Origin of the sequence: Massilia sp. 9I (assembly GCF_902506415.1) — a bacterium.
Taxonomy (GTDB): Bacteria; Pseudomonadota; Gammaproteobacteria; order Burkholderiales; family Burkholderiaceae_D; genus Telluria.
In genome coordinates this window covers 3,789,951-3,815,693 of the sequence record NZ_LR733275.1, presented here as the reverse complement: position 1 = coordinate 3,815,693, position 25,743 = coordinate 3,789,951, and the positions used below count along the sequence as shown (strand labels likewise).

General features: G+C 66.2%; 19 protein-coding genes. 5 read left to right on the top strand and 14 right to left on the bottom strand.

The window, feature by feature from the left end; genetic code table 11:
* Positions 1 to 2: 2 nt before the first annotated feature.
* The gene (locus GV068_RS17065) at positions 3 to 1,466 is read right to left on the bottom strand and encodes an APC family permease (protein WP_159700373.1); all 1,464 of its coding nucleotides are present in this window, start codon (positions 1,464 to 1,466) and stop codon (positions 3 to 5) included.
* Positions 1,467 to 1,695: 229 nt separating this feature from the next.
* Here GV068_RS17065 and GV068_RS17060 point away from each other — a divergent pair, with 229 nt between their 5' ends.
* The gene (locus tag GV068_RS17060; protein WP_159700370.1) at positions 1,696 to 2,883 is read left to right on the top strand and encodes a globin domain-containing protein; all 1,188 of its coding nucleotides are present in this window, start codon (positions 1,696 to 1,698) and stop codon (positions 2,881 to 2,883) included.
* Here GV068_RS17060 and GV068_RS17055 read toward each other — a convergent pair whose 3' ends face one another.
* The 10 genes from GV068_RS17055 to GV068_RS17010 all read right to left on the bottom strand — a co-directional run bounded on the left by GV068_RS17055 (position 2,884) and on the right by GV068_RS17010 (position 18,442).
* Entirely contained in the window at positions 2,884 to 3,762 is an 879-nt protein-coding gene (locus GV068_RS17055) for a head GIN domain-containing protein (protein WP_159700367.1), read from the bottom strand.
* Positions 3,763 to 3,893: 131 nt separating this feature from the next.
* The gene (locus GV068_RS17050) at positions 3,894 to 5,012 is read right to left on the bottom strand and encodes an NADH:flavin oxidoreductase/NADH oxidase (protein WP_159700364.1); all 1,119 of its coding nucleotides are present in this window, start codon (positions 5,010 to 5,012) and stop codon (positions 3,894 to 3,896) included.
* 71 nt (positions 5,013 to 5,083) lie between these two features.
* The gene (locus GV068_RS17045; protein WP_159700361.1) at positions 5,084 to 6,085 is read right to left on the bottom strand and encodes a succinylglutamate desuccinylase; all 1,002 of its coding nucleotides are present in this window, start codon (positions 6,083 to 6,085) and stop codon (positions 5,084 to 5,086) included.
* Between the two features lie 4 nt (positions 6,086 to 6,089).
* Positions 6,090 to 10,799 carry an NAD-glutamate dehydrogenase domain-containing protein gene (locus GV068_RS17040; RefSeq protein WP_159700358.1) on the bottom strand — a complete coding sequence of 1,570 codons (4,710 nt, stop codon included), beginning with the start codon at positions 10,797 to 10,799 and terminating at the stop codon, positions 6,090 to 6,092.
* Positions 10,800 to 10,988: 189 nt separating this feature from the next.
* Positions 10,989 to 12,329: an N-succinylarginine dihydrolase gene (gene astB / locus GV068_RS17035; protein WP_159705154.1), complete on the bottom strand. Its 1,341-nt coding sequence runs from the start codon at positions 12,327 to 12,329 to the stop codon at positions 10,989 to 10,991.
* A gap of 7 nt (positions 12,330 to 12,336) precedes the next feature.
* Positions 12,337 to 13,818, bottom strand: a complete 1,482-nt coding sequence (gene astD / locus GV068_RS17030; RefSeq protein ID WP_159700355.1) for a succinylglutamate-semialdehyde dehydrogenase — start codon at positions 13,816 to 13,818, stop codon at positions 12,337 to 12,339.
* Entirely contained in the window at positions 13,811 to 14,845 is a 1,035-nt protein-coding gene (gene astA, locus GV068_RS17025; protein ID WP_159700352.1) for an arginine N-succinyltransferase, read from the bottom strand. The genes astD and astA overlap by 8 nt, the downstream gene beginning before the upstream one ends.
* Before the next feature lie 11 nt (positions 14,846 to 14,856).
* Positions 14,857 to 15,885: an arginine N-succinyltransferase gene (locus tag GV068_RS17020; protein WP_159700349.1), complete on the bottom strand. Its 1,029-nt coding sequence runs from the start codon at positions 15,883 to 15,885 to the stop codon at positions 14,857 to 14,859.
* A gap of 81 nt (positions 15,886 to 15,966) precedes the next feature.
* Positions 15,967 to 17,208 carry an acetylornithine/succinylornithine family transaminase gene (astC, locus tag GV068_RS17015; RefSeq protein WP_159700346.1) on the bottom strand — a complete coding sequence of 414 codons (1,242 nt, stop codon included), beginning with the start codon at positions 17,206 to 17,208 and terminating at the stop codon, positions 15,967 to 15,969.
* Positions 17,209 to 17,500: 292 nt separating this feature from the next.
* Positions 17,501 to 18,442 (bottom strand): GlxA family transcriptional regulator, encoded by a 942-nt coding sequence (locus GV068_RS17010; RefSeq protein ID WP_159700343.1) that lies wholly within the window; start codon positions 18,440 to 18,442, stop codon positions 17,501 to 17,503.
* A 172-nt stretch (positions 18,443 to 18,614) separates the two neighbouring features.
* On the opposite strand from GV068_RS17010, the gene GV068_RS17005 reads away from it, so the two are divergent.
* From GV068_RS17005 to GV068_RS16990, 4 genes are all read left to right on the top strand, one after another.
* Positions 18,615 to 19,034 (top strand): MarR family winged helix-turn-helix transcriptional regulator, encoded by a 420-nt coding sequence (locus GV068_RS17005; protein WP_229464278.1) that lies wholly within the window; start codon positions 18,615 to 18,617, stop codon positions 19,032 to 19,034.
* On the top strand, positions 19,031 to 19,312 hold the full coding sequence (locus GV068_RS17000) for a hypothetical protein (protein ID WP_159700337.1): 282 nt from the start codon (positions 19,031 to 19,033) through the stop codon (positions 19,310 to 19,312). The genes GV068_RS17005 and GV068_RS17000 overlap by 4 nt, the downstream gene beginning before the upstream one ends.
* A gap of 77 nt (positions 19,313 to 19,389) precedes the next feature.
* The gene (locus GV068_RS16995) at positions 19,390 to 20,223 is read left to right on the top strand and encodes an HDOD domain-containing protein (protein WP_159700334.1); all 834 of its coding nucleotides are present in this window, start codon (positions 19,390 to 19,392) and stop codon (positions 20,221 to 20,223) included.
* A 371-nt stretch (positions 20,224 to 20,594) separates the two neighbouring features.
* Complete coding sequence (locus tag GV068_RS16990) at positions 20,595 to 22,007, top strand: FAD-binding oxidoreductase (protein ID WP_201303305.1); 1,413 nt, start codon at positions 20,595 to 20,597, stop codon at positions 22,005 to 22,007.
* A gap of 219 nt (positions 22,008 to 22,226) precedes the next feature.
* On the opposite strand, the gene secF is transcribed toward GV068_RS16990, so the two are convergent.
* The 3 genes from secF to yajC all read right to left on the bottom strand — a co-directional run bounded on the left by secF (position 22,227) and on the right by yajC (position 25,539).
* On the bottom strand, positions 22,227 to 23,249 hold the full coding sequence (gene secF, locus GV068_RS16985) for a protein translocase subunit SecF (RefSeq protein ID WP_159700331.1): 1,023 nt from the start codon (positions 23,247 to 23,249) through the stop codon (positions 22,227 to 22,229).
* A gap of 2 nt (positions 23,250 to 23,251) precedes the next feature.
* Complete coding sequence (gene secD / locus GV068_RS16980) at positions 23,252 to 25,141, bottom strand: protein translocase subunit SecD (protein ID WP_159700328.1); 1,890 nt, start codon at positions 25,139 to 25,141, stop codon at positions 23,252 to 23,254.
* A gap of 65 nt (positions 25,142 to 25,206) precedes the next feature.
* On the bottom strand, positions 25,207 to 25,539 hold the full coding sequence (yajC, locus tag GV068_RS16975; RefSeq protein ID WP_159700325.1) for a preprotein translocase subunit YajC: 333 nt from the start codon (positions 25,537 to 25,539) through the stop codon (positions 25,207 to 25,209).
* Positions 25,540 to 25,743 lie beyond the last annotated feature (204 nt).

Genomic DNA, 25,743 nt, shown 5'->3' with positions numbered 1-25,743 from the left:
TTCTAGCCCTTGTTCAGCCGGCTGTGGCGCACGCTGTACAGGAAGTAGGTAGCCACTGCCACGGCCATCCAGATGAAGAACACGCGGAAGGTGGCTGGCGACAGGTCCTTCATGATGTACAGGCAGGCGCAGATCGACAGGCCCGGGATCAGGTAGGGGCCGAAGGGTACGCGGAAGTTGCCCGGCTCGCCGCGGCCCTGCTTGGCGCGGATCACCGGCACGGCGATCGATACCACGATGAAGGCGGTCAGGGTACCCATGCTCACCATGTCCCACAGGAAGGTGGAGTCGACCAGGCCGGCCACGACGGCGACCACGGCGCAAACGATCAGGGTATTGCTGACCGGCGCCAGGGTACGCTTGTTCACCTTCTGGAAAGTCTTGGGGATCAGGCCATCGCGGCTGATGGCGTACAGGATGCGGGTCTGGCCGTAGATCGTCACCAGGGTCACCGAGAACACCGACACCACGGCGCCCGCCGACAGCACCAGCGCCGGCCAGGCCTGGCCGGTCACGTTCTGCAGGATCACCGACAGGCCGGCCTGCTGGCCCGCGAACATGTGCGAAGACTGGGCGCCCATCGCGGCGACGGCTACCAGCAGGTAGAAGACGGTCACGATCAGCAGCGCGGCCAGGATCCCGATCGGGACGTTGCGGCGCGGGTTATTGGTCTCTTCGCCGGCGGTGGCGATGGTGTCCAGGCCGATGAAGGAGAAGAACACGGTGCCGGCGGCGGCGGTCACGCCGGCCATGCCCACGAAACCGCTCTCCTTGTCCGGGTTGAAGAAGGGCGTGAAGTTGTTGGCGTCGAAGCCAGTCAGCGCGATCACCGAGAAGAAGATCAGGATCGCCAGCTTGACCAGCACCATGATGGCATTGGTGGTGGCCGATTCCTTGGTGCCGCGGATCAGCAGGATGCAGCACATGGCGATCAGGATCACCGGCGGCAGGTTGAAGTTACCCGGGCTGAAGTGGACGTTGTGGTGGTCCGACACGAACATCGGCGAGCGCAAGTGCGCCGGGATCTCCCAGCCGAAGGCGTTCATCAGGAAGTTGTTCAGGTAGTCCGACCAGCCGATCGCCACCGCGCTGCCGGCCAGGCCGTATTCGAGCAGGAGGCAGGCCGCGACGATGAAGGCGGCGAACTCGCCGACGGTGGCGTAGGCGAAGGAATACGAGGAGCCTGCGGCCGGCACGCGGCCCGCCAGCTCGGCGTAGCACAGCGCGGTCAGTCCGGCGGTGAGAGCGGCAAGGAGGAAGGACAGGATCACGGCCGGACCGGCCTTCGGCACCGCCTCGACCATGGTGAAGAAGATGCCGGTACCGATGGTGGCGCCGACACCGATCATGGTCAGCGGGAACAGGCCGAGCGAACGTTGCAGGCCGCCTCCGGCACTGTCGCCATCGTCGTGGTGACGTTCAGCTGTTTTAGTGCGGATCAGCTTTTGGCCCAGGGTCAGATTCACGGCATGTCCTTTGAATTGGCGGCGTCTTCGACGGCACGCAATCGGCCGCCGGTCAAAAGCTGCGATTATAAGAGCAGTTGAATTTTTCCAATAAAATAGTTTGCATAAAGATGCACTTCATAAACATCTTTTGTTAGAATGAGCGCGTCCGCACGGTGCACACGATCCAGTCCGGACCATTTTTTGGCTTTAAACATGCATAAATAATGAATCAATAAGGAATTTCACCATGATCTCGAACGCTTCCCGCCCCTACATCGACGCTTCCGTTCCCGTCCTGCGCGAACACGGCCTGGCCATCACCACCACCTTCTACCGCAGCATGTTCGAGGCCCATCCGGAGCTGAAGAATCTGTTCAACATGGGTAACCAGACCAGCGGCGTGCAGCAGCAATCGCTGGCCTCGGCCGTGTTCGCGTATGCCGCCAACATCGGCAACGCCGCGGCGCTCGGCCCGGTGGTCAGCCGCATTGTGCACAAGCACGCGTCGGTGGGCATCCGCGCCGACCACTACCCGATCGTCGGCCACCACCTGCTTGGCGCGATCAAGACGGTGCTGGGCGAGGCCGCCACCGAGCCGCTGCTTGCGGCCTGGGAAGAGGCCTATACCTCGCTGGCGCGCCTGCTGATCGATGCGGAAGCGAAGATGTACGAGGACGCCGGCGTGCAGCCGGGCGAGACCCGCGCGATGCGCGTGACGGCAGTCGAGCGGGAGAGCGAGAACGTGATCTCGATCCGCTTTGTCCCGCAGGACGGCGGCGCCCTGCCCTCGTTCAAGGCGGGCCAGTACGTCAGCGTGGCGGTCGACTTCGAAGACGGCCGCCGCCAGCTGCGCCAGTACAGCCTGTCGGACGCGAACGGCAAGGACTCCCTGCGCATCTCGGTCAAGCGCGAGGATGGCGGCGCGCATGCGGCGGGCGAGGTCTCGACCTGGCTGCACCAGAACGTGAAAGTGGGCGACCTGCTGAACGTGACCCACCCCTTCGGCGACTTCCTGCCCGACACCGAGTCGAACGAGCCGGTGGTGTTCCTGTCGGCGGGCGTCGGCATCACGCCGATGATCGCGGCGCTGAACCGCATCGCGATGGTCAATCCGGAACGCCGCGTGATCTTTGCCCATGCGGCGCGGAATACGGCGCAGCATGCGCACCAGGCCGACATCCAGGCCGCGCAGGCGCGCATGCCGCACCTGCAGGTGGTGAGCTTCCACGAAGAGGGGGAAGAAGCCGGTGTATTGAAAGGGAAGATGATGCTCGAGCGCCTGCCTTCGTGGCCGCGTACCGAGACCGAGGTCTACCTGTGCGGCCCGCTGCCCTTCATGCAGGCGCAGTGGAACGCCCTGCTGGCGGCCGGCGCCCCGGCGGCGCGCCTGCACCGCGAGGTCTTCGGTCCGGACCTGCTGGACAATTTGCTGTAATCAATCGATCAGGTGCACGTTGCGGCCGCTGACGCTGCGCTGCGCCGGGTGGCCGTACACGCGGATGCCGCCCGAACCGCCGCCATGCGCGATCAGCGACTGCTTGACGGTGGCGCGGATGCCGCCCGAGCCGTCGGCCGCGAGGTCGGCGTCCTGGGTCGACAGGCTGGCCAGGTCCAGGTTGCCGGAACCTGCCACGCGGGCATTCAGCGAACGCACCGCACCGCCGGCCTGCAGCACGCCCGAACCCGACACGCTGGCGCGCAGGTAGTCGCCGCGCACTTCGCCGATGTTCATGCGGCCCGAACCCGACAGGCCCAGGTCGGCGCTGGCGCTGCTCAGTTCACCCGCATCGAGCACGCCCGAGCCGCTCACGCGCGCCAGCAGGCTGTCCACCTTGCCCGCCAGGCGCACCTGGCCGGAACCGCTCTTGCGCACTTCCAGCGGCGACCCGTTCAGGTCGCGCACATGGATCTGGCCGGAGCCCGAGGCATTCACCTCGGTCAGGCGCGGCGTGGTGACCACGATGCGCACCGGATTCTGGCTGCGCAGCTGGCGCTCGTTGTAGATCTTGAGGGTGTTGCCCCGTTCCTCGGTGCGGATGTAGGGCAGCAGGTTGCCGTCGGCTTCGACCAGCAGCGAAGGCGTGGGACCGACGCGCACCTCGACCTGCATCGAGCCGCTCACATCGAGCTCGCCGTGCGCGGCCACCTGGCGCTGGTCGCGCGCCGCGATGCCATTGCCTTCGACCGTACTGTTGCTGAACACCGACTGCATGCGCACGTCGCCGTCGTTCGGCGCGACGATGATGGCGCAGCCGCTCATGGCAGCGACGGCGGCAAGGGTGGCAAGGACAAGAAGTGGTCGTGGCGAACGCATGGCATGAATCCCGGGTGGTTGTTGACAGATGCGACTTTAACAATCGCCCTGCCACCCCGCCCCACCCATGCGACAGGCTGCAAGAAACGCCGGCTGAGCTGCGCCTGGGCGGCGCGAGCGCCGACAGCCTGTCAGCGCTGCCCCAGGCGCGTACTGCCGAACAGCGCCTTGTATTCCCGGGGCTGCGAACGCCAGTACTGGGGCGGTGCGAACACCTGGTCGCCCAGCTGGGCCGCCGCATGCCAGGGCCAGCGCGGGTCGTACAGCATGGCGCGCGCCAGCCCGATGACGTCGGCCTGACCCTGCTGCAGGATGTCTTCCGCCTGCTGCGCCTCGGTGATCAGGCCCACGCCGATGGTCGGCATGCCGGTCTCCTCCTTGATGCGCTGTGCGAATTCGACCTGGTAGCCCGGGGCGACCGGGATCTTCTGCAGTGGCGACAGGCCGCCGCTGGACACGTGGATGAAGTCGCAGCCGCGCGCCTGCAGCTCGCGCGCGAAGCGCACGCTCTGCTTGATCTCCCAGCCGCCCTCGACCCAGTCGGTGGCCGAGATGCGCATGCCCACCGCCATCTCTTTGGGCACGGCGGCGCGCACGGCGTCGAAGACCTCAAGCGGAAAGCGCATCCTGTTCTCCAGCGAACCGCCATATTCGTCCTCGCGGGCATTCGATAGCGGCGAGAGGAACTGGTGCAGCAGGTAGCCGTGGGCGCCGTGCAGCTCGATGCCGTCCAGCCCCAGCGCATGGGCGCGGCGCGCGGCCTGCACGAAGCCGTCGCGGATGCGCGCCAGCCCTTCCCGGTCGAGCGCCAGCGGCACGGTCTCGCCGTCGGCGTGCGGCAGGTTCGACGGCGCGACGGTCTGCCAGCCGCGCGGCTGGCCAGGCGGGATGTTGGCGCCGCCTTCCCACGGCACCTCGCTCGAGGCCTTGCGGCCGGCGTGGGCCAGCTGGACGGCGACCTTGATGGGTGAATGACGGCGGATGGCGGCGACGATGGGCCTGAGCGCTTCCTGATGCGCGTCGGACCACAGGCCCAGGTCGTCCGGCGAGATGCGGCCTTCCGGCGTCACCGCCGTCGCTTCGATGATGAGCAGGCCGGCGCCGGACAGGGCCAGGCCGCCCAGGTGGATCATGTGCCAGTCGGTCGGCAAGCCGTCGACGCTTGAATACTGGCACATCGGGGCGATCGCGATGCGGTTGGGGAGTTGCAGGGGACCCAGGGTGACTGGGGAGAAAAGCATGCTGGACATGAGGCCTCCGCGAGATGCAAAGGCCCCAGTCTAGCTTGCGAAGGAAAAGGCTGCTGCGGGCTTGCCCGCAATCAGCCGATGCGCGTGACCATCAAGCCGGCGCGTAGCCCAACCCGTACGTCCGGATTCGGGAACACGACCAGCTCCTCGTCATGCTCGACCTTGTACACGGTATCGCCATCCGTCGCGATGACCTCGCCCCTCTTCATCGGCGTGAAGTTCCAGGTCTCGCGGCCCACCGACATGCTGAACGCATCCGACAGCTTGACCACCTGCCGTGCCGTCGCGAACACGTGCGGCGCCGCCTTGGCCCCAGCGGCCGGCTGGCCGCGCAGCAAACGGTCCAGCGCCTTCGACGCATCGGCGAACTGCGACAGGTCATTCTGACCCAGCGTCCCGACCCGCCCCAGTTCCACGGTACTGCCGGCGGCGCCATGGTGCTCCGACGAGTAGTAGCTGTAGGTGCCGACCGATTTCGGGTTCATGATGACCGCGCCGATCGCCGCCTCCCCCAGCCAGTCGATCAGCGCCTTGCGTGGCGCATCAGGAATGATCTCGGGCACGATCGCGAACATCGGATAGTGCGAGGGACGGATCGCCGTGTGCAGGTCGAGGTGCCAGCGCTGTGGCCCTGCCCCTTCGAAGAAGGCGCAGGTGGCGGCGATCAGGGCATCGGCACGCGCCGCCTCGAAGGCGGAGGCCAGCGCACCGCGCTCCGTACGGAACATGCGGTTCAGGTCTGCATCGATAAAACGCTTGCCCTGCGCGATCGCGTCGATGTTCCCGACGCACAGCATCAGGTCCACCGCGAGTTCGCGCGGAGTGCGCGCCAGGGCTTCGATCAGCCAGGCCACCATCTCGATCGGCCCGGTCTCGTCGCCATGCACGCCCACCGACACCAGCACGGCGGGCCGCGCTGCATCTGGAGCAGCATGCTTCACCGTGAGGATGCCGGTGGCCGGCAGGCTGACCGTGAAGCCGGCCTGCGCGAAGCGCTGCGCGACCGCGCCGAAGTCGGCTTCGGCCAGCGCGCGCACCGCTTCCGGCAGCGCAGAGTTAGCGGCTGCGCTCATCGGCTCAGGCAGCCAGGCGGTCCGGGCTCGAACCTTCCGACAGCGCCCAAACGTCCAGCATCGCCTGCTCCAGCTCGACCGGCTGTGCGAAGCCGGTCAGGCCGCGCGCTTCCGTCACTTGCTTGACGGCTGCCAGCGGGTCGCCGCCCTGGCCGGCGCGCTCGATCACCTGCAGCAGCAGGCGCTGCTGGGTGCGGCGCAGGGCCTGCATCGCATAGTTGCGCAGCTGTTCCTGCGACTTGCTCTGCGCCGGCAGCTTCAGGCCGCGCTCGAGCGTGTCGATGCCGGCCTGCTGGCGCAGGGCCATGCCGACCTGCAGGAACTGGGCCAGGCTCATGCCGCTCGGACGCTGGACCGAGACCGCCGCGAACAGGAAGGTGGCCAGCGACTCGATGGTCTCGACCGCCTTCCAGGCCGCGGTGAAGGACGATGGCAGGCCGCTGTGGCCATCGGCTTCCGAACGGGCCGGGGTGAGCGAACGCAGCTGGTCGGCCTGGCCGAACAGCGTCGACAGCTCGGCCATGCCGTCGGTACCGGCTGGCAGCGACAGCACGCCTTCGATCACGGCGCGCAGCAGCGCACGGGTGCGCGCATCGACCGCCATCGACACGTCACGCGGCACCTTCAGCGCATCGGCGTCGAGCGCGTCGAACACCGGCGCCAGGTGCAGTGCCGACCAGGCGCGGGCCCAGGCCTTCACCACTTCGGTTTCCTCGACGCGGTGCTCGGCAGCCAGGTCACGCAGCATCAGCGGACCGCAGCGGTTGACCGCTTCGTTAGCCAGCACGGTTGCCAGGATGGCGTTGGCCAGCGGGTGCTTCAGCGGATCGCGGGTGGCAACCAGCTGGGCCGGGAAGTAAGGACGCAGCAGCGAATCCGCCCAGCTCTCGCCGGTCAGGTCGATCGCCGCGAGGGTGCGCTTGAAGCGGTTCTTGACGTTGGCGATCACCACCGCCAGTTCCGGTGCGGAGAGGCCCAGGCCCAGTGCCTTGCGGCGCTGCAGCTCGGTGTCGCTCGGCAGCTGTTCCAGCTCGCGGTTGACGGCGCCTTCCGATTCCAGGTTGCTGATCAAGGCGGCGTAGCCATCGACCACCGAAGCGGTGGCCTGTGCCTGCGCCTCGCGGGTCAGGAGGTGGGTTTGCAGGGTGTTGTCGCGCAGGACCAGGTCTTCCACGGCGCCGGTCATTTCGTTCAGCACGCGGTTACGGTCGGCTTCCGGCAGTTCGCCCGCGTTGACTTCGGTGTCCAGCCAGATCTTGATGTTGACTTCGTGGTCGGAGCAGTCCACACCCGCCGAGTTGTCGATCGCATCGGTGAAGATGCGGCCGCCGGCGAGGGCGAATTCGATACGGCCGGCCTGGGTCGCGCCCAGGTTGCCGCCCTCGGCCACCACCTTGCAGCGCAGTTCGTTGCCGTTGACGCGGATGCGGTCGTTGGCGCGGTCCTTCACCTGGGCGTGGGTTTCATTGGACGCCTTGATATAGGTGCCGATGCCGCCGTTGTAGAACAGGTCCACCGGCGCCAGCAGGATGCGGTGCATCAGCTCTTCCGGCGACAGCGAGGTTTCCTTGATGTCCAGGGCTGCACGGACTTCCGGGGTCAGCTCGATCGAACGCGCGCTGCGCGGGTACACGCCGCCGCCCTGCGAGATCAGGCTCTTGTCATAGTCTTCCCACGACGAACGCGGCAGCGCGAACATGCGCTCGCGTTCCTTGAACGAGACCGCGACGTCAGGGGTCGGGTCCAGGAAGATGTGGCGATGGTCGAATGCCGCCACCAGCTTGAGCTGGCGCGACAGCAGCACGCCGTTGCCGAACACGTCGCCCGACATGTCGCCCACGCCGACCATGGTCACCGGGGTGCTGGTCATGTCGTGGCCCAGTTCGTAGAAGTGGCGCTTGACCGCTTCGAAGGCGCCCTTGGCGGTGATGCCCATCTTCTTGTGGTCGTAGCCGTTCGAGCCGCCCGACGCGAACGCGTCGCCCAGCCAGAAGCCGCGCTTGACGGCGATGCTGTTGGCGATGTCCGAGAAGGTCGCGGTGCCCTTGTCGGCGGCGACCACCAGGTACGGGTCGTCCTGGTCGTGGCGCACGGTGTTGTCCGGCGGGACGATCGCGCCGCGCACGCGGTTGTCGGTCACTTCCAGCAGGCTGGCGATGAACTCGCGGTAGCAGGCTTCGCCTTCCGCCGCCACGACTTCACGCGCAGCGCCGGCCGGCATCTGCTTGCACACGAAGCCGCCCTTCGAGCCGGCCGGCACGATGACCGCGTTCTTCACCATCTGCGCCTTCACCAGGCCCAGCACTTCGGTGCGGTAGTCTTCCATGCGGTCCGACCAGCGCAGGCCGCCGCGGGCGACCGGGCCGCCGCGCAGGTGCACGCCTTCGAAGCGGCGCGAGAACACGTAGATCTCGCGGTACGGGCGCGGTTCCGGCGCGAGCGCCAGATTGCTGGTGTCGACCTTGAAGATGATCTTCTCACCGTCGTTTTGGAAGTAGTTGGTGCGCACGGTCGCCAGGGCCAGGTCAACCAGGGCCGCCATGATTTCTTCGGTGTCGGCGTGGTTCACGGTCGACAGGCCGGCCTTGAGCGCGGCCAGCTTGGCGGTGCCGGCACTGTGCTCGGTGTCGCCCAGCTTCGGATCGAAGCGCAGCAGGAAGGCGGTGACGAATTCCTTCACCAGGGCCGGCTGGGTGCGCAGGGTTTCGGCCATGTAGCGCACCGAGAACTTGGAGCCGAGCTGGCGCCAGTAGCTGATGTAGGCGCGCACCAGCTGCACTTCGCGCAGCGACAGGCCGCCTTCGATGGTCAGGCCGTTCATGCGGCCGTCTTCGGCCTCGTTGTTGAACAGTGCGGTGAACAGCTCTTCTGCCACCGGGATGATGCCCGGCTTGACCAGCTTGGCGCCGCTCTCGTCGTCCACGGCCAGCGCGGTGACGTTGTGGACCACGCCGTCGGCGGTCTTGATGGTCCAGGTCTGTTCACGGTCGACGGCGACGCCGGCGTTCTGCAGGGCCGGCAGGATGCGCGACAGCGAGGGCACGTTCTCGCCCGAGTACAGGCGGATCGAGGCGTCGATGCCGTTGGCGGCGTCGCCCGGCTCCACGCGCACGGCCACGTGCTCGTGCTGGCCGTTGTTCAGCACGGCCTGCAGGTCGCGGAAGGCGGTTTCCGGGGCGGTATTGGTGACAAACGAGACCGGCAGGTTGGTGCCGAGTTTGCGCAGGCTGCTGCGCAGGCCGGCGTCTTCGATGGTGTTGGTGACGGCGGCGTAGCGGTCATGCCAGCCGTCCAGCACTGCCAGCAGCGGTTGCTGGATGTCGGTTTCCAGGTCGAGCGGATAGCGGGCGGCGTGCGCGATCAGGTAGACGCGGGCCAGCGGGCCGTCGGCCACCAGGGTCTGCACGCGGACGTCGCGCGCACCCGAGCTGTCCTTCAGGGCCGAGGCCAGGCTGGAAGCGACGGCGGCGCTGTAGCGCTCGCGCGGCAGGTAGACCAGCACGTTCAGGTGGCGCGCATACACGTCGCGGCGCGCGAAGACTTTCGGGCGCGGCTGCTTGTACATCGACACGACCGAGGAGCACACCTGGGCCAGCCAGTCCGGATCGGCTTCCAGGGCTTCGGTGCGCGGCAGCGACTCGAGGATCTCGACGAACTTCTCGGCGCGGAAGCCTTCCTGGCGCACGCCGGCGATCGACAGCACCTTGGCCACGCGGCCGCGTGCGAACGGCAGGCGCGCCAGCGGGGTCGCGGTGGCGGCGCGGGTGAACAGGCCGACGAAGCAGTGTTCGCCCAGGATGCGGCCCTGGGCGTCGGTGTTGCGCACGCCGATGAAATCGAGCGGCTGGTCGCGGTGCAGGGTGCCCTCGACGTCGGCCTTCACGATCGACAGGGTGTCGGCGCGGCGCGACAGGGTTTCGAAGTCGCCCGGGATGTTGGCCAGGCAGGTGCCGTAGACCGGGTGCGCGGTGTCGGCAAGCACGCCGATGCGGCTCGGGATGTCGCGCTCGAGTTCGCGCACGCCTTCCTTCACCATGTAGTAGGCGTAGCCGAAGGGCTCGAAGCCTTCGTTCTTGGCCCACTCGAGGAAGGCGGCCACTTCCTGGCCTTCCGGCGTGCCGGCATTGGCGGCCGCTGCGGCCACCGCGGTCATGCGGTCGGCCATCTTGACGGCGTCGCGGTGCACGGTGGCGGCGTCGCTGGCGACCATGCGCAGGCGCGCGGTCAGGGTATCCAGTTCGGAGAATTCGAGTTCGTCGCTCATCAGGATCAGCACGATCGATTCCAGCGGCGCGCCGGCTTCGCCGACGGCGCTTACCAGCCCGTTGGCGTCACGGCGCACCGGCAGCACGGCGTTCATCACGCCGGAAGCGCTCTGGCGCTCCTTGCGCAGGGCCATGACGAAAGAATCGACCAGGTAAGGCATGTCGTCGTTCAGGATCAGCAGTGCGGTCGCCATGCCGCCACGCGCGTCGACGTAGCGCATCTGCGCGATCTGGCAGCCAGGGCCGCTGCGCTGGGCCAGCTGCGAGAAACCTTCCCACAGCACCGGGGCCAGGCTTTGCGGCGCGGTGCCGGCCAGGTCTTCATCGTCGAGGGAACCGAGCCAGGCGCTGATGAGCGCGCCCACCTGCGCATTGGCGCCGGCGGCGGACTGGTTTGCGTTGACCAGGGTAAGCGTCTGGTTGCGCAAATCTTGAGACATGTCGTTCATGTTACTTCTCCAAAGTTTGTGTGCCTGGGGCGCTGTGGCTTGTGGCTTGGCGCCGCCCTGGCTTTATATGGACGGGGGTGTCCCGTCCGAATTCCGCGTGCGCCCCGGACATCCGGGGCGCGACAATCCGTTATTAAAACATGCCCTAGGCAGCGGGTCACCCGCCGCGCATGTGCGTGTGCAGCACTGCTACGACAGGTCGTAGAGGCCGGGCAGGCCGAGGATCCGTTCCAGTTCCTCGAGCGCCGCGAGACATTCGATCGCCAGCTGCGGGTCGGCCAGGTCCTTCGGCTCGATCCGGTCGCGGTAGTGCGTCTCGACCCAGGCGACCAGCTGCGCGTACAGGGTTTCGGTCATGATCACGCCGCCGTGCATCGCTTGCGCTTCGTCCTCGGTGAGGGCGACGCGCAGGCGCAGGCAGGCCGGCCCGCCGCCATTGCGCATGCTCTGGCGCAGGTCGAATTCGACCAGTTCGTCGATCGGGCCGCCGCTTGCCACCATCCCGGCCAGGTAACGCGCGACTGCCTCGTTCTCGCGGCACTCGTGCGGCACCACCAGCGCCATGCGGCCGTCCGGCTTGCTGAGCAGCTGGCTGTTGAACAGGTAGCTGGCGACAGCGTCGCCGACCGGCACCTGGGCGCTTGCCACGCGCACCGGCACCAGGTCGGTGTCGACGGCGCCCATGGCGCGCCGCAGCGCGTCCAGCGTGCCGGCTTCGTCAAGGAAGGCCTGGTCGTGGTAGAACAGCACGTTGCCGTTGCCGACCGCGATCACGTCGTTGTGGAACACGCCCTGGTCGATCACGTCCGGGTTCTGCGAAGCGAATACGGTGCGCGCCGGGTCCAGGCCGTGCAGGCGCGCCACCGCCTGGGAGGCTTCCAGGGTCTGGCGCGCCGGGTATTTCTTCGGGCTGGGCGCAGACGGGTCGAACTCGGCGCGGCCGTAGACGAAGAACTCCACTCCCGGGGCGCCATGGGCGGCGGCGAAGCGCGTGTGGTTGGCGGCGCCCTCGTCGCCGAAGGCCGGCACCGGCGGCAGCGCGTCGTGCACCACGAAGCGGTTCGAGTCGGCGAAGATCGCGCGCAGGGTGCGCGTGGCCTGCACGTACTCTTCCGAGCGGTGCAGCTTGTTGTTCAGGTTCGCCGGGGTGAAGTGCACGCGGCCATCCGCCGTGTCGCTCGACGGGCTGACGGTGGCCGCATTGGCGGTCCACATCGGCGCCGCCGAATAGGCGCAGGCCAGGATCACGGGCGCTTCGCGGAAGGCGCGCGCCAGCACGTCGGCGTCGGTGCCGGAAAAGCCGATGCGGCGCAGCAGGCGGAAGTTGGGACGCGCCTGCGGCGGCATCACAGCCTGGGCAAAGCCGCGCGCGGCCAGTTCACGCATCTTGGCCAGGCCCTGCAGGGCGGCCTGGCGCGGGTTCGAGGCGCTCCTCACGTTGCTGAAGGAAGCGACGTTGCCGAAGGAGAGTCCGGCGTAGTTGTGGGATGGCCCTACCAGGCCGTCGAAGTTGAATTCGCGGGCAGTCAGCATATGTTTAGAAGGTCAGTCCCGGCGACAGCTTGGCCGGCATTTCGAGTTCCGCCGTCTCGATCGAAGCGACCGGGTAGGCGCAGTAATCGGCGGCGTAGTAGGCGCTCGGGCGGTGGTTGCCCGACTTGCCGACGCCGCCGAACGGAGCCGAGCTGGCCGCGCCCGTGGTCGGGCGGTTCCAGTTGACGATGCCGGCGCGCGCGCGCAGCGAGAAGCGCTTCCACAATGCTTCGGAAGGCGAGAGCAGCGCCGCGGCCAGGCCGTATTCGGTGGCGTTGGCCACGCGCAGGGCGTCGTCGAAGTCCTGCACGCGGATTACCTGCAGCAGCGGACCGAACCACTCCTCGTCCGGGATGCCCTGGGCATCGGTGGTGTCGACGATGCCGGCGGTGACGAAGCCAGCGTTCGGATCGGGCTGTTTCATCTGCAGCAGCACCTTGCCGCCCTTTGCTGCCATGTCGGCCTGGGCTTGCACCAGGCGCGCGGCGACGGCGGCGGAGACCACCGGTCCCATGAAAGGCTGCGGCTCGGCTTTCGAGGGGCCTACCTGCAGGGTCGACGCGACCTGCACCAGGCGGTCGAGGAAGGCCTGGGCCTGCGGCGTATCCTGGATGACCAGGCGGCGCGCGCAGGTGCAGCGCTGGCCGGCCGAGATAAAGGCCGACATCACGGCATGGTGCACGGCGGCATCCAAAGCCTTCGGGTCAGTCGGGATGTCCCACACCACCAGCGGATTGTTGCCGCCCATTTCCAGCGCCAGCATCTTGCCCGGCTTGCCGCCGAACTGCTTGTGCAGGGCCATGCCGGTCTGGCTGCTGCCGGTGAACAGGATGCCATCGATGTCCGCGTGCTGGCCGAGCGCCACGCCGGTATCGCGGCCGCCGTTCACCAGGTTCAGCACGCCCTTCGGCAGGCCGGCCTGTTCCCACAGCTGCACGGTTTTCACGGCGGTGCGCGGTGCGTACTCGCTCGGCTTGAAGACCACCGTGTTCCCGGCGATCAGGGCCGGCACGATGTGGCCGTTCGGCAGGTGGCCGGGGAAGTTGTAAGGGCCGTAGACGGCGAACACGCCGTGCGGGCGGTGGCGCAGCACGGCATTGCCGTCGGCGACCTTGGCAGCCGTCTCGCCGGTACGGGCGCCATGGGACTGGACCGAGATGTCGATCTTGTTCGCCATGGTGGTCACTTCGGTGCGCGCTTCCCACAGCGGCTTGCCCACTTCCTCGGCGATGATACCCGCTAGTTCTTCGCTATGTTCCTTGAGCAGGTCGCGAAAACGCGTGCAGACGGCGATGCGCTCGTCCAGCGGCGTCAGCGCCCAGGCTTCGAAGGCGTCGCGTGCAGCGCCGGCCGCACGGGCGACGTCTTCCGCCGTGGAGGCATTGCTGGTCCAGGTCTGCTTGCCGGTCGACGGATCGATCGTGGCCAGCTCCGGGCCGCTGCCGGCGAGCCACTCGCCGCCGATGTAGTTCGAGAGATTAGGCATTCGCGTTCTTCCTTGGGTTGAGTGGCAGCGTGCGTACTTCGTCGCCCGCCTGCACGTGCAGCTGCGACAGCTCCTGGGCCGTCAACTGGATGCGGGTGGCGCCCGGTACGCCGCGGGTCAGGATCATGCGGAAATCGGTGAGCCTGGTGTTCGACACCAGGAGGTGTTCGGTCTCGTCCTCTGCGTGGCCCTCCACTGCCACTGCCAGCACACTGTCGCGCACCGCGCGCAGCTCGGACACGCGGCCCTGCAGCACCGGGCCGGCATCGAAAATGTCGACGTAGCCTTCGTAGTGCATGCCTTCGTTTTCCAGCAGCTTCTTTGCCGGCTGGGTCGAGGTATGGACCTTGCCGATCACTTCGCGCGCCGAGTCCGGCAGGTAGTCCACGTACAGCGGCTGGCGCGGCATCAGCTCGGCAATGAAGGACTTCTTGCCGATCGCGGTCAGGCCGTCGACGTGGTCGAAGTCCATCTTGAAGAAGTGGCGGCCCAGGCCTTCGTAGAAGGGCGAGACGCCGTTCTCGTCCTGGAAGCCGCGCATCTCGGCGATGATCTTCTCGGTGAACAGCTGCTGGAACTGGGCGATGAACAGGAAGCGGCTCTTGGAGAGCCACTTGCCGTTGAAACCGGCGCGGAACTGGGGCAGCAGGAACAGCGAGCACAGTTCGGACGAACCGGTCAGGTCGTTCGACAGGTATAGGGTCTCCATGCGCGTGAACACGTTCAGTTCGCGGCTGCAGTGCACCAGGGTGCCGATGCGGTAGTTATAGAAAGGCTCGGTGAGGCCGACCGCGCCCTTGATCGCGCACACGCCGGCGATGCTGCCGTCCTGGGTGTGCTCGAGCACGAACATGTAGTCGCGCTGTTCGGGCGGGATGCTCTCGTTGAAGGAGGCGACCGCGGTCGTGACGCGGTCACCCAGCATCTTGCGGTCGGGTTTCAGCGTGGTCATGCCGCTGCCGGCCTGGCGCGCCATCTCGATCAGGGCGTCCAGGTCGTCGGTTTTCACTGCACGGATTACGAGCATCGGTTCCTCTCTCAGATGCGCACGCAGGTGACGCTGTCGCCGGCGGACACGCCGAGCGCCTGCTGGGCGTCGCGCGACAGGCAGATAGCCTGCGCCGAATCGACCGGCGGGCAGGATGTGATGACGGCGCGGAAGTTCTGTTCGCTGCTCGCCACCGCATACGTCACCGGTTCTTCGGAGCCAGCGGCGCGGCCGGCATTCTCGACCTGGCGCACGTGCGAGGCGCAGAAGGAACGCAGCGCTTTCTTGTGGGCCTGCAGGATCGGGCCGCCGTCGAAGATGTCGATGTACTCGTCGGCTTCGAAGCCTTCTTCGGTGAGCAGGTTGAAGGCCAGCTGGCCGCTCGGGTGGATCTGGCCCAGCGCGGCCTGGGCGTCGCCCGGCAGCAGCGGCACGTAGACCGGATAGTGCGGCATCAGCTCGACGATCAGGGTGCGGTTGCGCGCACCGTCGATCACGCGTTCGGCGTCGAGGAAGTCCATCTTGAAGAACTTGCGGCCCAGCGCATTCCAGAACGGCGACTGGCCTTCGCCGTCGGTGACGCCGGCCAGCGGCACGAAGAAGCGGTCGCCGAAGCGCTGCGGCGCCGTCACCGCGTACAGCAGGCGCGCGCGCGACAGCAGCGCGGCTTCGAGGCCGGCGCTGTCGCGGTTGCGGATGTAGAAGCCCGACAGGTGCGAGTAAGCGGTCAGTTCCGAGCACAGGGTCAGCGCATGCACGCTGTGGCTGATGTTCAGGTCGCGCGAGACCTGCTGGATCACGTCGTTGCGGAAGGCGAAATAGGTGCCGTTCGAGCCGGCCGAGGCGTGGATCGACGAGGTGCCGACCACTTCGCGCGTGCGCAGGTCTTCCAGCACGAACTGGTAGGACTCCTCGCTCGGGATGTCGACGTGGGCGGCGAACGAGGCGATCGAACGCTCGACCGACGCGACGATGGCTTCGCGCGTGCGCGGCAGGGTGTGCACGCCGGGGATCGACACCGTGGCCATGGCCTCGAGGGCGCCGATATCCGCGCGTTCTACCGGACGAACTACATACATGCGAACTCCCAAAATGGGTTCAACTCAAACGGCAAGGCCGGCCATACCCCGAAGAGCTGGCCGGCCGCAGGCAGGCGAAATTTAGCCGGCGATGAACGCCTCGACGGCTTCGCGCATCAGGCGGTCGGCCTGCGCGATCTGCTCGTCCGACACCACCAGCGCCGGCGCCAGGCGCACCACGTCGGGGCCGGCGATCAGCAGCATCAGGCCGAGCTTTTCGCAGACCTTGGTGTAGTCCTTGGAACGGCCCTTGTACTCACCGGCCATCGGCAGGCCGATCAGGAGGCCCTGGCCGCGCGGCTTGCCGAACAGCTGCGGGTAGTCGGCGGAGAGCTTCTCCAGGTTGGCGAAAATCTTGCTGCTCGCTTCCTTCACGCGCGCCAGGAAGCTTGGCTGGTTGATGGTCTCGACCACTTTCAGGCCGACGGTCGCCGCCAGCGGGTTGCCGCCGTAGGTGGTGCCGTGCGAGCCGACGTTGAAGTGCATGCCGATTTCCTCGGTGGTCAGCATGGCGCCGATCGGGTAGCCGTTGCCCAGGGCCTTGGCCGAGGTCAGGATGTCCGGGGTGACGCCGGTATCCATGTAGGCGTAGAAGGCGCCGGTGCGGCCCACGCCCGACTGCACTTCGTCGAACACCAGCAGCGCGCCGGTCTGGTCGCACAGTTCGCGCAGGGCCTTCAGGAAGTCGCGATCGCCCGGGATCACGCCGCCTTCGCCCTGGATCGGCTCGACGATCACGGCGGCGACATCGTCGGTGATCGCGGCGCGCGCGGCTTCGATGTCGTTGTACGGGATGTGGTTGATTTCCTGCGGCAGCGGCTCGAAGCCTTCGGTGTACTTCGGCTGGCCGCCCACCGAGACGGTGAACAGGGTGCGGCCGTGGAAGGACGACAGGAAGGACACGATGCGCGACTTGTGCGGGCCGAACTTGGTGTGCGCGTATTTGCGCGCCAGCTTCAGGGCCGCTTCGTTGGCTTCGGCGCCCGAGTTACAGAAGAAGGCGCGGTCGGCAAAGGTCGCTTCGGTCAGGGCCAGGCCCAGGCGCAGCACCGGCTCGTTGGTGTAGCCGTTACCGAGGTGCCAGACCTTGTTGGCCTGCTCGGTCAGGGCCGCCACGATCTGCGGGTTGCAGTGACCCAGGCTGGAGACCGCGATGCCCGAGGTGAAGTCCAGATACTGCTTGCCTTCCTGGTCCCACAGGTCCAGGCCCGCGGCACGCACCGGCACCATGGCCGCCGGGGCGTAGGTCGGGACGAGGACTTCGTCGAAGGTCTGCCGAGTGACAGGCCGCGTGGTGACACCCGAATCAAGCTTTGCGTTCATGGCTTCTTCCTCATCTATAAGTCGGTTGTGCGGGGGCGAAATGCCGCGCAGGATCGAACCATTATAGAAACGCTACCTGACAAGTTCTTGCAGAAGTGCGACAGGGATTTTCGTTTTTAGTCGGAGAAATATTGCGTGAATTACAAGCAGCCTAACCAACGCCGTTCCGGCGCAGGCCGGAACAATGCCACAGGCATTGTTCCGGCCAATTTTGCCTGCTATTAGGTACTGCTTGAGCTCTCACGTTGCCGAGGAATTGGATCCCGGCCTTCGCCGGGATGACGTGCGACGACTACTGCCCCAGCTTGCGCTGCCGTTCCTCGCGCGGCGTGTTGCCGAACAGCGCACCGAATGCGGTCGAAAAGTGCGAACCGGACGAGAAGCCGCACATCAAACCCACCTGCACGATCGAGTAATTGGTCTCGAGCAGCAACTTGCGCGCCCGTTGCAGGCGCAGTTCGAGGTAATAGCGCGAGGGCAGGCTGCCGAGGTATTGCTTGAACAGGCGTTCCAGCTGGCGCCGCGAGATGCCCGCCAGCCCGGCGATCTCGTCGGTGGACAGGGGTTCTTCGATGTTGGCTTCCATCAAGGCCACGGCCTCGGTCAGCTTCGGCTGCAGGGTGCCGAAGCGGGCCTGCAGCGCCACCCGCTGGCGCTCGTCCTTGCCGCGCACGCGGTCGATGCACAGGATTTCCTTCACCTGGGCCTGTACCGTGGCGCCGAAGATCGTTTCGACCAGGGTCAGGGCGAAGTCGATACTGGCCGCGCCGCCGCAGCAGGTCAGGCGGTTGCGGTCGAATTCGTAGAGATTGGGCGTGAACAGGGCCTGCTCGGCCAGCGCATTGGTGTCGGGATACAGCGCCCAGGGCAGCGCGGTGCGCACGCCGTGCAGGGCGCCGGCATCGGCCAGCCACAGCACGCCGGCGCCGACGCCGCCCCAGAACGGCGCGGCGCGGCAGCGCTCGACCAGGGCGCGGCAGTTCGCGGGCTTCAACGCGGCTTCGGCCTCGTCGGCCACCAGCAGCACCAGGTGCCAGTGGCGGCCGGCGTCGGCGCTGAACTTGTCAGGACTGCGCACGTCGACGTGCAGCAGCTCCGGACCGAGCAGCTTGGCGGCCAGGCGCAGCGGCTGCACCAGGCCGGACCAGGTCAGCATGTCCGGCTCGCCCGCATTCACCAGCAGCACGCGCAGCGGCCGCTCCTGTGCCAGTTGGGACAGGTCAGCAGGCTGCATCGGGGCGGATGGAGGCGGGTCGCATGGCCCGACATCATACCGGAGAACATCGGAGTCCATTTCCTGCTGCTCCGCCCGCCGCACATGTCAATCCGTCAAAGCCGGCGGCCAGCTATAATCCTGCCCCATGGGGGAACGATATTTAAAGAGTGTCCGGCTGCTGGCCGAATGCATGCAAGGCTTCGAGCGTTTTTCCGGCGAATCGGTGCGCCAGCACGGGCTGACGCACGCCCAGTTCGATATCATTGCCACGCTGGGCAATACACCCGGCATGAGCTACAAGGAACTCGGCGAGCGCACCCTGATCACCAAGGGCACGCTGACCGGCGTGATCGACCGGCTGGAACAGAAGGGCCTGGTGCTGCGCGAACAGAGCAGCGACGACAAGCGCTCCTTCTTCGTGCGCCTGACACCCCCCGGCGAGGAGGTGTTCGGCACCGTGTTCCCGCAGGTCGTAGCGCGCGGCAAGCAGTTGTTCACGCAGTATGGCGATGCCGATTTCGACGCGCTGGAAAACGTGCTGCGCAGGCTGCGCGACGAGATCGCGGCCGGCGTTCCTCCCCACTCACCACAAGCAAAGGAACTGCCTTGAAAACATCCCTGATCGAAGGCAAGAAGCCTGCCCATTTCGACAAGCACATCATCGGCAACATCCTGCTCGATGTCGCCCCATTGGACGAAGTCAGGCAGGAAGCCATGCTGATCGGCGTGCGCAACGAGGCCGGCGAGATCTACCGCCTCATCGGCGCAACCAAGCTCAACAGCTTCATGAACGCCACCGAAGAGCTGCTCGACCTCGGCCTGGTCGATGAGCTGCAGGACCTTGAGGAACAGAAGGAAGGCTGCGACGCCATCTTCGGCGAGCCCTGAACCTTTCCCAAGCGTCAAATAATTCCTTAGAGAAATTCCTCCTTTTTGCAGGAGGCGATAAGGGTATAATTTTTCGAATGGACCGACTCACTGCCCTCAAGAGCATCGCCGCCGAGGCAAGCCGTGGCGAGCTCAGCTTCCCAACGAACGTCGACGCGACGCTCAAGCTGCAACGCGCCCTCGGCGAGCCCGACTGTCATACCGAGATGGCGGCGCGCCTGGTGCAGGCCGAGCCCCTGCTCGCCGCGCGCACCGTGGCGATCGCCAATTCGGTGGCCTACAACCGTGCCGGCCACGACGTCACCAACGTCCGCGCGGCCGTGCAGCGGGTCGGTTTCCGCACCCTCGGCGCCCTGGCCGCTTCGGTCATCGTGCGCCAGCTGGCCAGCGAGATCGTCGACCCCGGCCTGCGCGCCAAGGCCGACGCCCTGTGGATCCACTCCGCCCACGTGGCCGCGCTGGCTCAGGTCATCGCGCGCCGCGTCTCCTTCGTCGATCCGGAAACTGCGTTGTTCGCCGGCATCGTGCACGAAGTCGGCGGCTTCTATCTGTTGTCGCGCGCCGAGGAATTCCCTGGCCTGGTGGATGACTGCGCCGACGAGTGGATCGAGCATGGCGAAGTGGCGATCGGCCGCGGCGTGCTGCTCAAGCTAGGCGTGCCGGTGCCGGTGATGGGCGCAATCGAAGCGCTGTGGAACGGCATGCGCGCGCTGCCGCCGGAAACCCTGGGCGACACCCTGCTGCTGGCCAAGGATCTGGCCCCCTTCCCTTCTCCGCTGCACGAGCGCCCCGGCGCCAGCACGATGGACTCGGCCGCCACCATCGACTTTACCGTGGGCGAAGGCACCCTGGCCCAGGTGCTGGCGGAATCCGCCGAGGAAGTGAAGAGCCTCACCGCCGCCCTGCTCTGATGTGACCGTTTGGACAAAAAAAATGCCCGCTTGATAGAAGCGGGCAAAGTCCAAAACTAGGGATGTCCTGAAAGAGACGCTTCCACTATAAGGCTCGCTCCAGTCCGCTTCCGTGCGCTGATTCACACAGCACAGACAGTGCAAAAAAAAACCCGCTCGATGGGAGCGGGTGAAGTCCAAAACTAGGGATGTCCTGAAAGAGACGGTTCCACTATAGGTCCTGCGCCGGGCGCGCTCGGTGCGCTGATTCACTTTGGCGGCACTTTTCTTTGATACGCAAGGTATCGGGCAGTGCTACCGCTGCGGGAATGCCTTGGCAGGACGGGAGGTTTCGCCGGAAGCTGCAAGTCCGACAACGCTCTCTTCGCACCATGCACCCATCACGCCGCCGTTTCCTGGTTCAGGCCATGGCCGGGGCAGGCCTGCTGACCCTGCCGCCCCTGCCGGCCCTGGCCGCACCCGTCATCCTCGTCCCGAACCTTACCGGGCTGTATCCGGTGGAAGTTGCCCGCGTGGTGGCGCCCGGCACCACGCAGGAGGTGGCGCAGGCCGTGCGCGACTGGCCCGGGAAGATCGCCGTTGGCGGCGGTCGCTACAGCATGGGCGGCCAGGTCGCGATCCGCGGCGGGCTGCACCTCGACATGCGCGGCATGAACCGATTGCTGCGCCTCGACCCGCAAGCGCGCGTGGCCCGCGTCCAGGCCGGCATGCGCTGGCGCGAATTGCAGGATGCGCTCGATCCGCTGGGCCTGGCGGTGCATACCATGCAGAGCTATGCGAACTTCACCGTCGGCGGGGCGGTGTCCGTGAATGCCCACGGGCGCTACGTCGGCAACGGACCCGTGGTGAATTCGGTGCGCGCCCTGCAGCTGGTGCTGGCCGACGGTTCGGTGGTGGAAGCGACGCGCGCCCATAACGCCGAGCTGTTCCGCGCCGCCGCGGGCGGCTATGGCGCCATTGGCGTGATCACCGAGGTCGAGCTTGATCTGGCGCAAAACACGCGCATCGAGCGGAGCGTCGATGCGGTCGCGCTGGACGACTATGCCGCCTGGTTCCAGCGCCTGGCCGAACGGGGCGACTGCGTGTTCCACAACGCCGACCTGCTGCCGCCGCTGTTCGATGCACCGGTCGCGGTGTCCTGGCGCCGCACCGGCAAGGCGCTGACCGAGCCGGCCCGGCTGGTGCCGCGTGGCCAGTCCTATGGACTCGAGCAGAACGCCGTGTTCGCCATGACCGAACTGCCGCGCGGCGACCTGCTGCGCAGCAAGCTGATTCATCCGCTGCTCCTCGCACGCCCTGCCGTCAAATGGCGCAACCACGAGGCCAGCCGGGACGTCGCGGAACTGGAACCGCGCACGCGCCGCATGTCGACCTACGTGCTGCAGGAATACTTTGTGCCGGTACGCCACTTCACCGCCTATGCACGTGCGATGGCGGCGGTGATCCGGAAACACGATGCCCAAGTTCTGAACGTCTCGGTGCGCCACTCGCCGGCCGACCACACGGCGCTGCTGCCCTGGGCCAAGGAAGAGGTGTTTTCCTGCGTGGTCTATTACAAGCAGCGCACCCACCTGGACGCCCGGCGCAAGACCGGCGACTGGACCCGTGAGATGATCGAGACCGCGCTCGCCTTCGGCGGGCGCTACTACCTGCCCTACCAGCTGCATGCCACCCGCAGCCAGTTCGAGCGGGCCTATCCGGAAGTCGGAAGCTTGCGCCAGCTCAAACGTAGCGTGGATCCACAGCAGCGTTTCAGCAATGAACTGTGGGCCAGTTACCTGTAAGAAGCGGCCGGGGCAAAAAAAAACCCGCTCCGGTTGGGGAGCGGGTGAAGTCCAAAACTAGGGATGTCCTGAAAGAGACAGGTCCACTATAGGGACCGCCCCTGTAGCGCTCTGTGCGTTACCCCACATAAACAGCCAAAATGTCACATCCGTTTGATCTGGATGTAAAAAATGCCGCCGCGGCAGGGGCCGGGGCGGCATTTTTGACACGGACGGGTGTCAGACCACGGCGCCGTCGGTCTCGTCTTTTTCCTTGACCGGCTTGATCAGGTCTTCGCGCTTGACGCCCAGCCACATGGCCAGCGCAGCGGCGACGAACACCGACGAGTAGATGCCGAAGCAGATACCGATGGTCAGCGCGATCGCGAAGTTGTGCAACGCGTGGCCGCCGAAGAACAGCATCGACAGCACCATCATCTGGGTCGAACCGTGGGTGATGATGGTACGCGAGATGGTGCTGGTGATCGCATGGTCGATCACCTGGGGTACCGTCATCTTGCGCTGCTTGCGGAACATTTCGCGGATCCGGTCGAAGATGACGACCGATTCGTTGACCGAGTAGCCCAGCACCGCCAGGATCGCCGCCAGCACCGTCAGCGAGAATTCCAGCTCGAAGAAGGCGAAGAAGCCCAGGATGATGACGACGTCGTGCAGGTTGGCGATGATCGCCGCGACCGCGAACTTCCACTCGAAGCGGATCGCCAGGTAGGCGACCACGCCGATGATCACCATCAGGAGTGCGTTCAGGCCGTTCTGGGCCAGTTCGTCGCCGACCGCCGCGCCGACCGCTTCGACACGCTGCAGGCTGACCACTTCCTGGCCGGCCGCGTTGACGCAGCTGGTGCGGTTGACGGTCTGGCCCTTGTCGGTGGTGACCTGGGTGACCTTCGGCGCGCCCTGTTCGGACGCGCAGATGGCGTTGAATACCTGGGTCGAGGCGCCGGTCTGGGCCTGGCCCGCGAGGATCGGCAGGCGCAGCAGCACGCCCTGGGCGGTGCCAAAGCTGGTCACTTCAGGCGCTTCGTAGCCGATGGTGCGCAGCGTGTTGCGGATCTTTTCCTGGTCCGCGGCATGCGGGTAGTGCAGCTCCATCACGGTGCCGCCGGTGAACTCGACCGACCAGTGCAGGCCCTTGTGCCACAGGAAGAACACGGCCGCCAGGAAGGTCACCACGGAGATCACATTGAGGATCAGCGCGTGGCGCATGAACGGGATGTCCCGTTTGATCTTGAAAAATTCCATCTTTATTCCTGAGTCGCTTGTTGCTGGTTAGGCGTAAAACCGTCTTTCCAGACCGTGCCGATCGAGATGTGGGTCAGTTTCTTCTTGCGGCCGTACCAGAGATTCATCATGCCGCGGGCCACGAACACGGCCGAGAACATCGAGGTCAGGATGCCCAGGCAGTGCACCACGGCGAAGCCGCGGATCGCACCGGAACCGAAGATCAGCAGCGCCAGGCCGACGATCAGGGTGGTGACGTTGGAGTCGAAAATGGTGTCCCACGCATGCTTGAAGCCGGCGTTGATCGCCATCTGCGGCGGCGCGCCCGCGCGCAGCTCCTCGCGGATGCGCTCGTTGATCAGCACGTTGGCGTCAATTGCCATACCGAGCGCCAGCGCGATTGCCGCGATACCCGGCAGGGTCAAGGTGATTTGCATCATCGACAGCAGGGCCAGCAGGAACAGCACGTTGGCCGCCAGCGCCAGCGCGCTGATGAAGCCCACCAGGTGGTAGTAGATGATCATGAACGCCGCGATCGCCACGAAGCCCCACACGGTCGAGTGCAGGCCGCGCGAGATGTTCTCGGCGCCCAGCTGCGGGCCGATCACGCGTTCCTCGATGAATTCCATCGGCGCCGACAGCGCGCCCGAGCGCAGCAGCAGCGCCAGTTCGTTGGCGTCGGCCGAGGTGCCCATGTTGGTGATCTGGAAGGTCGAGCCGAGTTCGCTCTGGATGGTCGGGGCCGACAGCACGTTGTACTTGCCCTTTTCCTTCAGCAGGATTGCCATGCGCTTGCCGACGTTGTCGCGGGTGGCCTGGCGGATGCGGCGGCCGCCGTCGCCGTTCAGGTCGAGCGAGACGGCCGGCTGCTGGTTCGAGTCGAAGCTGGCGACGGCGTTCGAGATGTAGTCGCCGGTCAGGATGATGTCTTTCGACACCACGATCGGCGCGCCGCGGCCTTCGGTGAACAGTTCCGAGTTCAGCGGGATGGCGGCGGTCAGTTCGGTGCCCGGGGTCACGGTCGAATCGACCATGCGCAGTTCCAGGGTGGCGGTGCGGCCGATGATGTCCTTGGCGCGCGCCACGTCCTGCACGCCCGGCAGCTGGACGATGATGCGGTCGGCGCCCTGGCGCTGGATCAGCGGCTCGGTGGTGCCCAGTTCGTTGATGCGCTTGGACAGGGTGGCGATGTTCTGGTTCACGCCCTCTTCGACGGTGCGGGTGAGCGCGGCCGGCTTCATGGTGGCGATCAGCTTCAGGTCGGCGCCGTCGGCGGCTTCGGCGAAGTTCAGGTCCTGGAATTGCGCGGCCAGCGCGGCGCGCGCCTGGGCACGGGTCTCGGCGTCGCGGAAGCGCACTTCGACGGCGTTGCCGACGCGCTCGATGCCGGCGTGGCGGATGTTCTTGTCGCGCAGCTGGCTGCGCACGCTGGCCTGCACGCCCTTCACCCGGGTGTCGAGCACGGCCTTGGCATCGACCTGCAGCAGGAAGTGGACGCCGCCGCGCAAGTCCAGGCCCAGGTTCATGGGCTTGGCGTTGATCGCCTCCATCCAGTGGGGCGTGTTCTTGGCCAGGTTGACGGTGACGATGTAATCGGGATCTTGCGGATCGCGGTTGAGGTCGCGTTCCAGGGCCAGCTTGGCCTTGAACTGGGCGTCGGTGCTCGCGAAGCGCGCCCGCACCGAGGTGGTGTTGCCGGTGCCTTCCAGGCCGACCGCGGTGGCCGGAACGCCGTTGCGCTTGAGCGCATCCTCGACCAGGCCGACGGTGGCGCTGGTGATATTGACCGTCGATTTACCGGTGGTGACCTGCAGTGCCGGCGATTCGCCGAAGTAGTTCGGCGCCGTGTACAACGCACCCAGCAGGAGCGCGATGGCGATCAGTAGATATTTCCAGACGGGATAGCGATTCATAGTGTTCCAGCGTTCAATGTTGGGCACGCTGCGGCCCCGGAGGGCCGCGCCATGTGCTTACTGGCTTACAGGGCCTTCAGGGTGCCTTTCGGCAGCAGCGTCACCACTGCATTCTTCTGGACCACGATCTCGGTGCCGGTGGCGATTTCCAGGGTCACGTAGGTGTCGGCGACCTTGACCACGCGGCCGAGGATGCCGCCGGCGGTTGCCACTTCGTCGCCCTTGCCCAGCGCGTCCATCATCGCCTTCAGCTCGCGCTGGCGCTTCTGCTGCGGGCGGATCATGAGGAAGTACATGACCACGAACATCAGGATCAGCGGCAGGAAGGTGGTCATGCTACCCATCAGGCCAGGATCGGCAGCTGCGGTGGTTTGCGCGTACGCGTTGGAAATGAACACAAGAACTCCGATTGTGAGATTAAAAAAATAAGCGGTGTATTCTAGCACCGGCCATGGGGCCCGGGACAATCTGGAGGTATGTAGGTTTGCAATTCCAAATTGCAAGATGTTGCAGGAAATTTAAGTGCGGAACCTTGCCGCCTCCAAGAACTTGGGGGAATAATGCCGACGGCAGTGTTCCCCCATGCGAAGATACTCAACAGT

Excerpts from the sequence above, each read along its gene's own strand:
- secF (WP_159700331.1), bottom strand. The coding sequence starts at position 23,249 with ATGGAATTTTTCAAGATCAAACGGGACATCCCGTTCATGCGCCACGCG.
- astD (WP_159700355.1), bottom strand. The coding sequence starts at position 13,818 with ATGCCTAATCTCTCGAACTACATCGGCGGCGAGTGGCTCGCCGGCAGC.
- GV068_RS17040 (WP_159700358.1), bottom strand. The coding sequence starts at position 10,799 with ATGAACGACATGTCTCAAGATTTGCGCAACCAGACGCTTACCCTGGTC.
- astC (WP_159700346.1), bottom strand. The coding sequence starts at position 17,208 with ATGAACGCAAAGCTTGATTCGGGTGTCACCACGCGGCCTGTCACTCGG.
- GV068_RS16995 (WP_159700334.1), top strand. The coding sequence starts at position 19,390 with ATGGACCGACTCACTGCCCTCAAGAGCATCGCCGCCGAGGCAAGCCGT.
- GV068_RS17045 (WP_159700361.1), bottom strand. The coding sequence starts at position 6,085 with ATGAGCGCAGCCGCTAACTCTGCGCTGCCGGAAGCGGTGCGCGCGCTG.
- GV068_RS17020 (WP_159700349.1), bottom strand. The coding sequence starts at position 15,885 with ATGTATGTAGTTCGTCCGGTAGAACGCGCGGATATCGGCGCCCTCGAG.
- GV068_RS17055 (WP_159700367.1), bottom strand. The coding sequence starts at position 3,762 with ATGCGTTCGCCACGACCACTTCTTGTCCTTGCCACCCTTGCCGCCGTC.
- GV068_RS17005 (WP_229464278.1), top strand. The coding sequence starts at position 18,615 with ATGCAAGGCTTCGAGCGTTTTTCCGGCGAATCGGTGCGCCAGCACGGG.
- astA (WP_159700352.1), bottom strand. The coding sequence starts at position 14,845 with ATGCTCGTAATCCGTGCAGTGAAAACCGACGACCTGGACGCCCTGATC.
- GV068_RS17060 (WP_159700370.1), top strand. The coding sequence starts at position 1,696 with ATGATCTCGAACGCTTCCCGCCCCTACATCGACGCTTCCGTTCCCGTC.
- secD (WP_159700328.1), bottom strand. The coding sequence starts at position 25,141 with ATGAATCGCTATCCCGTCTGGAAATATCTACTGATCGCCATCGCGCTC.
- GV068_RS16990 (WP_201303305.1), top strand. The coding sequence starts at position 20,595 with ATGCACCCATCACGCCGCCGTTTCCTGGTTCAGGCCATGGCCGGGGCA.
- GV068_RS17050 (WP_159700364.1), bottom strand. The coding sequence starts at position 5,012 with ATGTCCAGCATGCTTTTCTCCCCAGTCACCCTGGGTCCCCTGCAACTC.
- GV068_RS17010 (WP_159700343.1), bottom strand. The coding sequence starts at position 18,442 with ATGCAGCCTGCTGACCTGTCCCAACTGGCACAGGAGCGGCCGCTGCGC.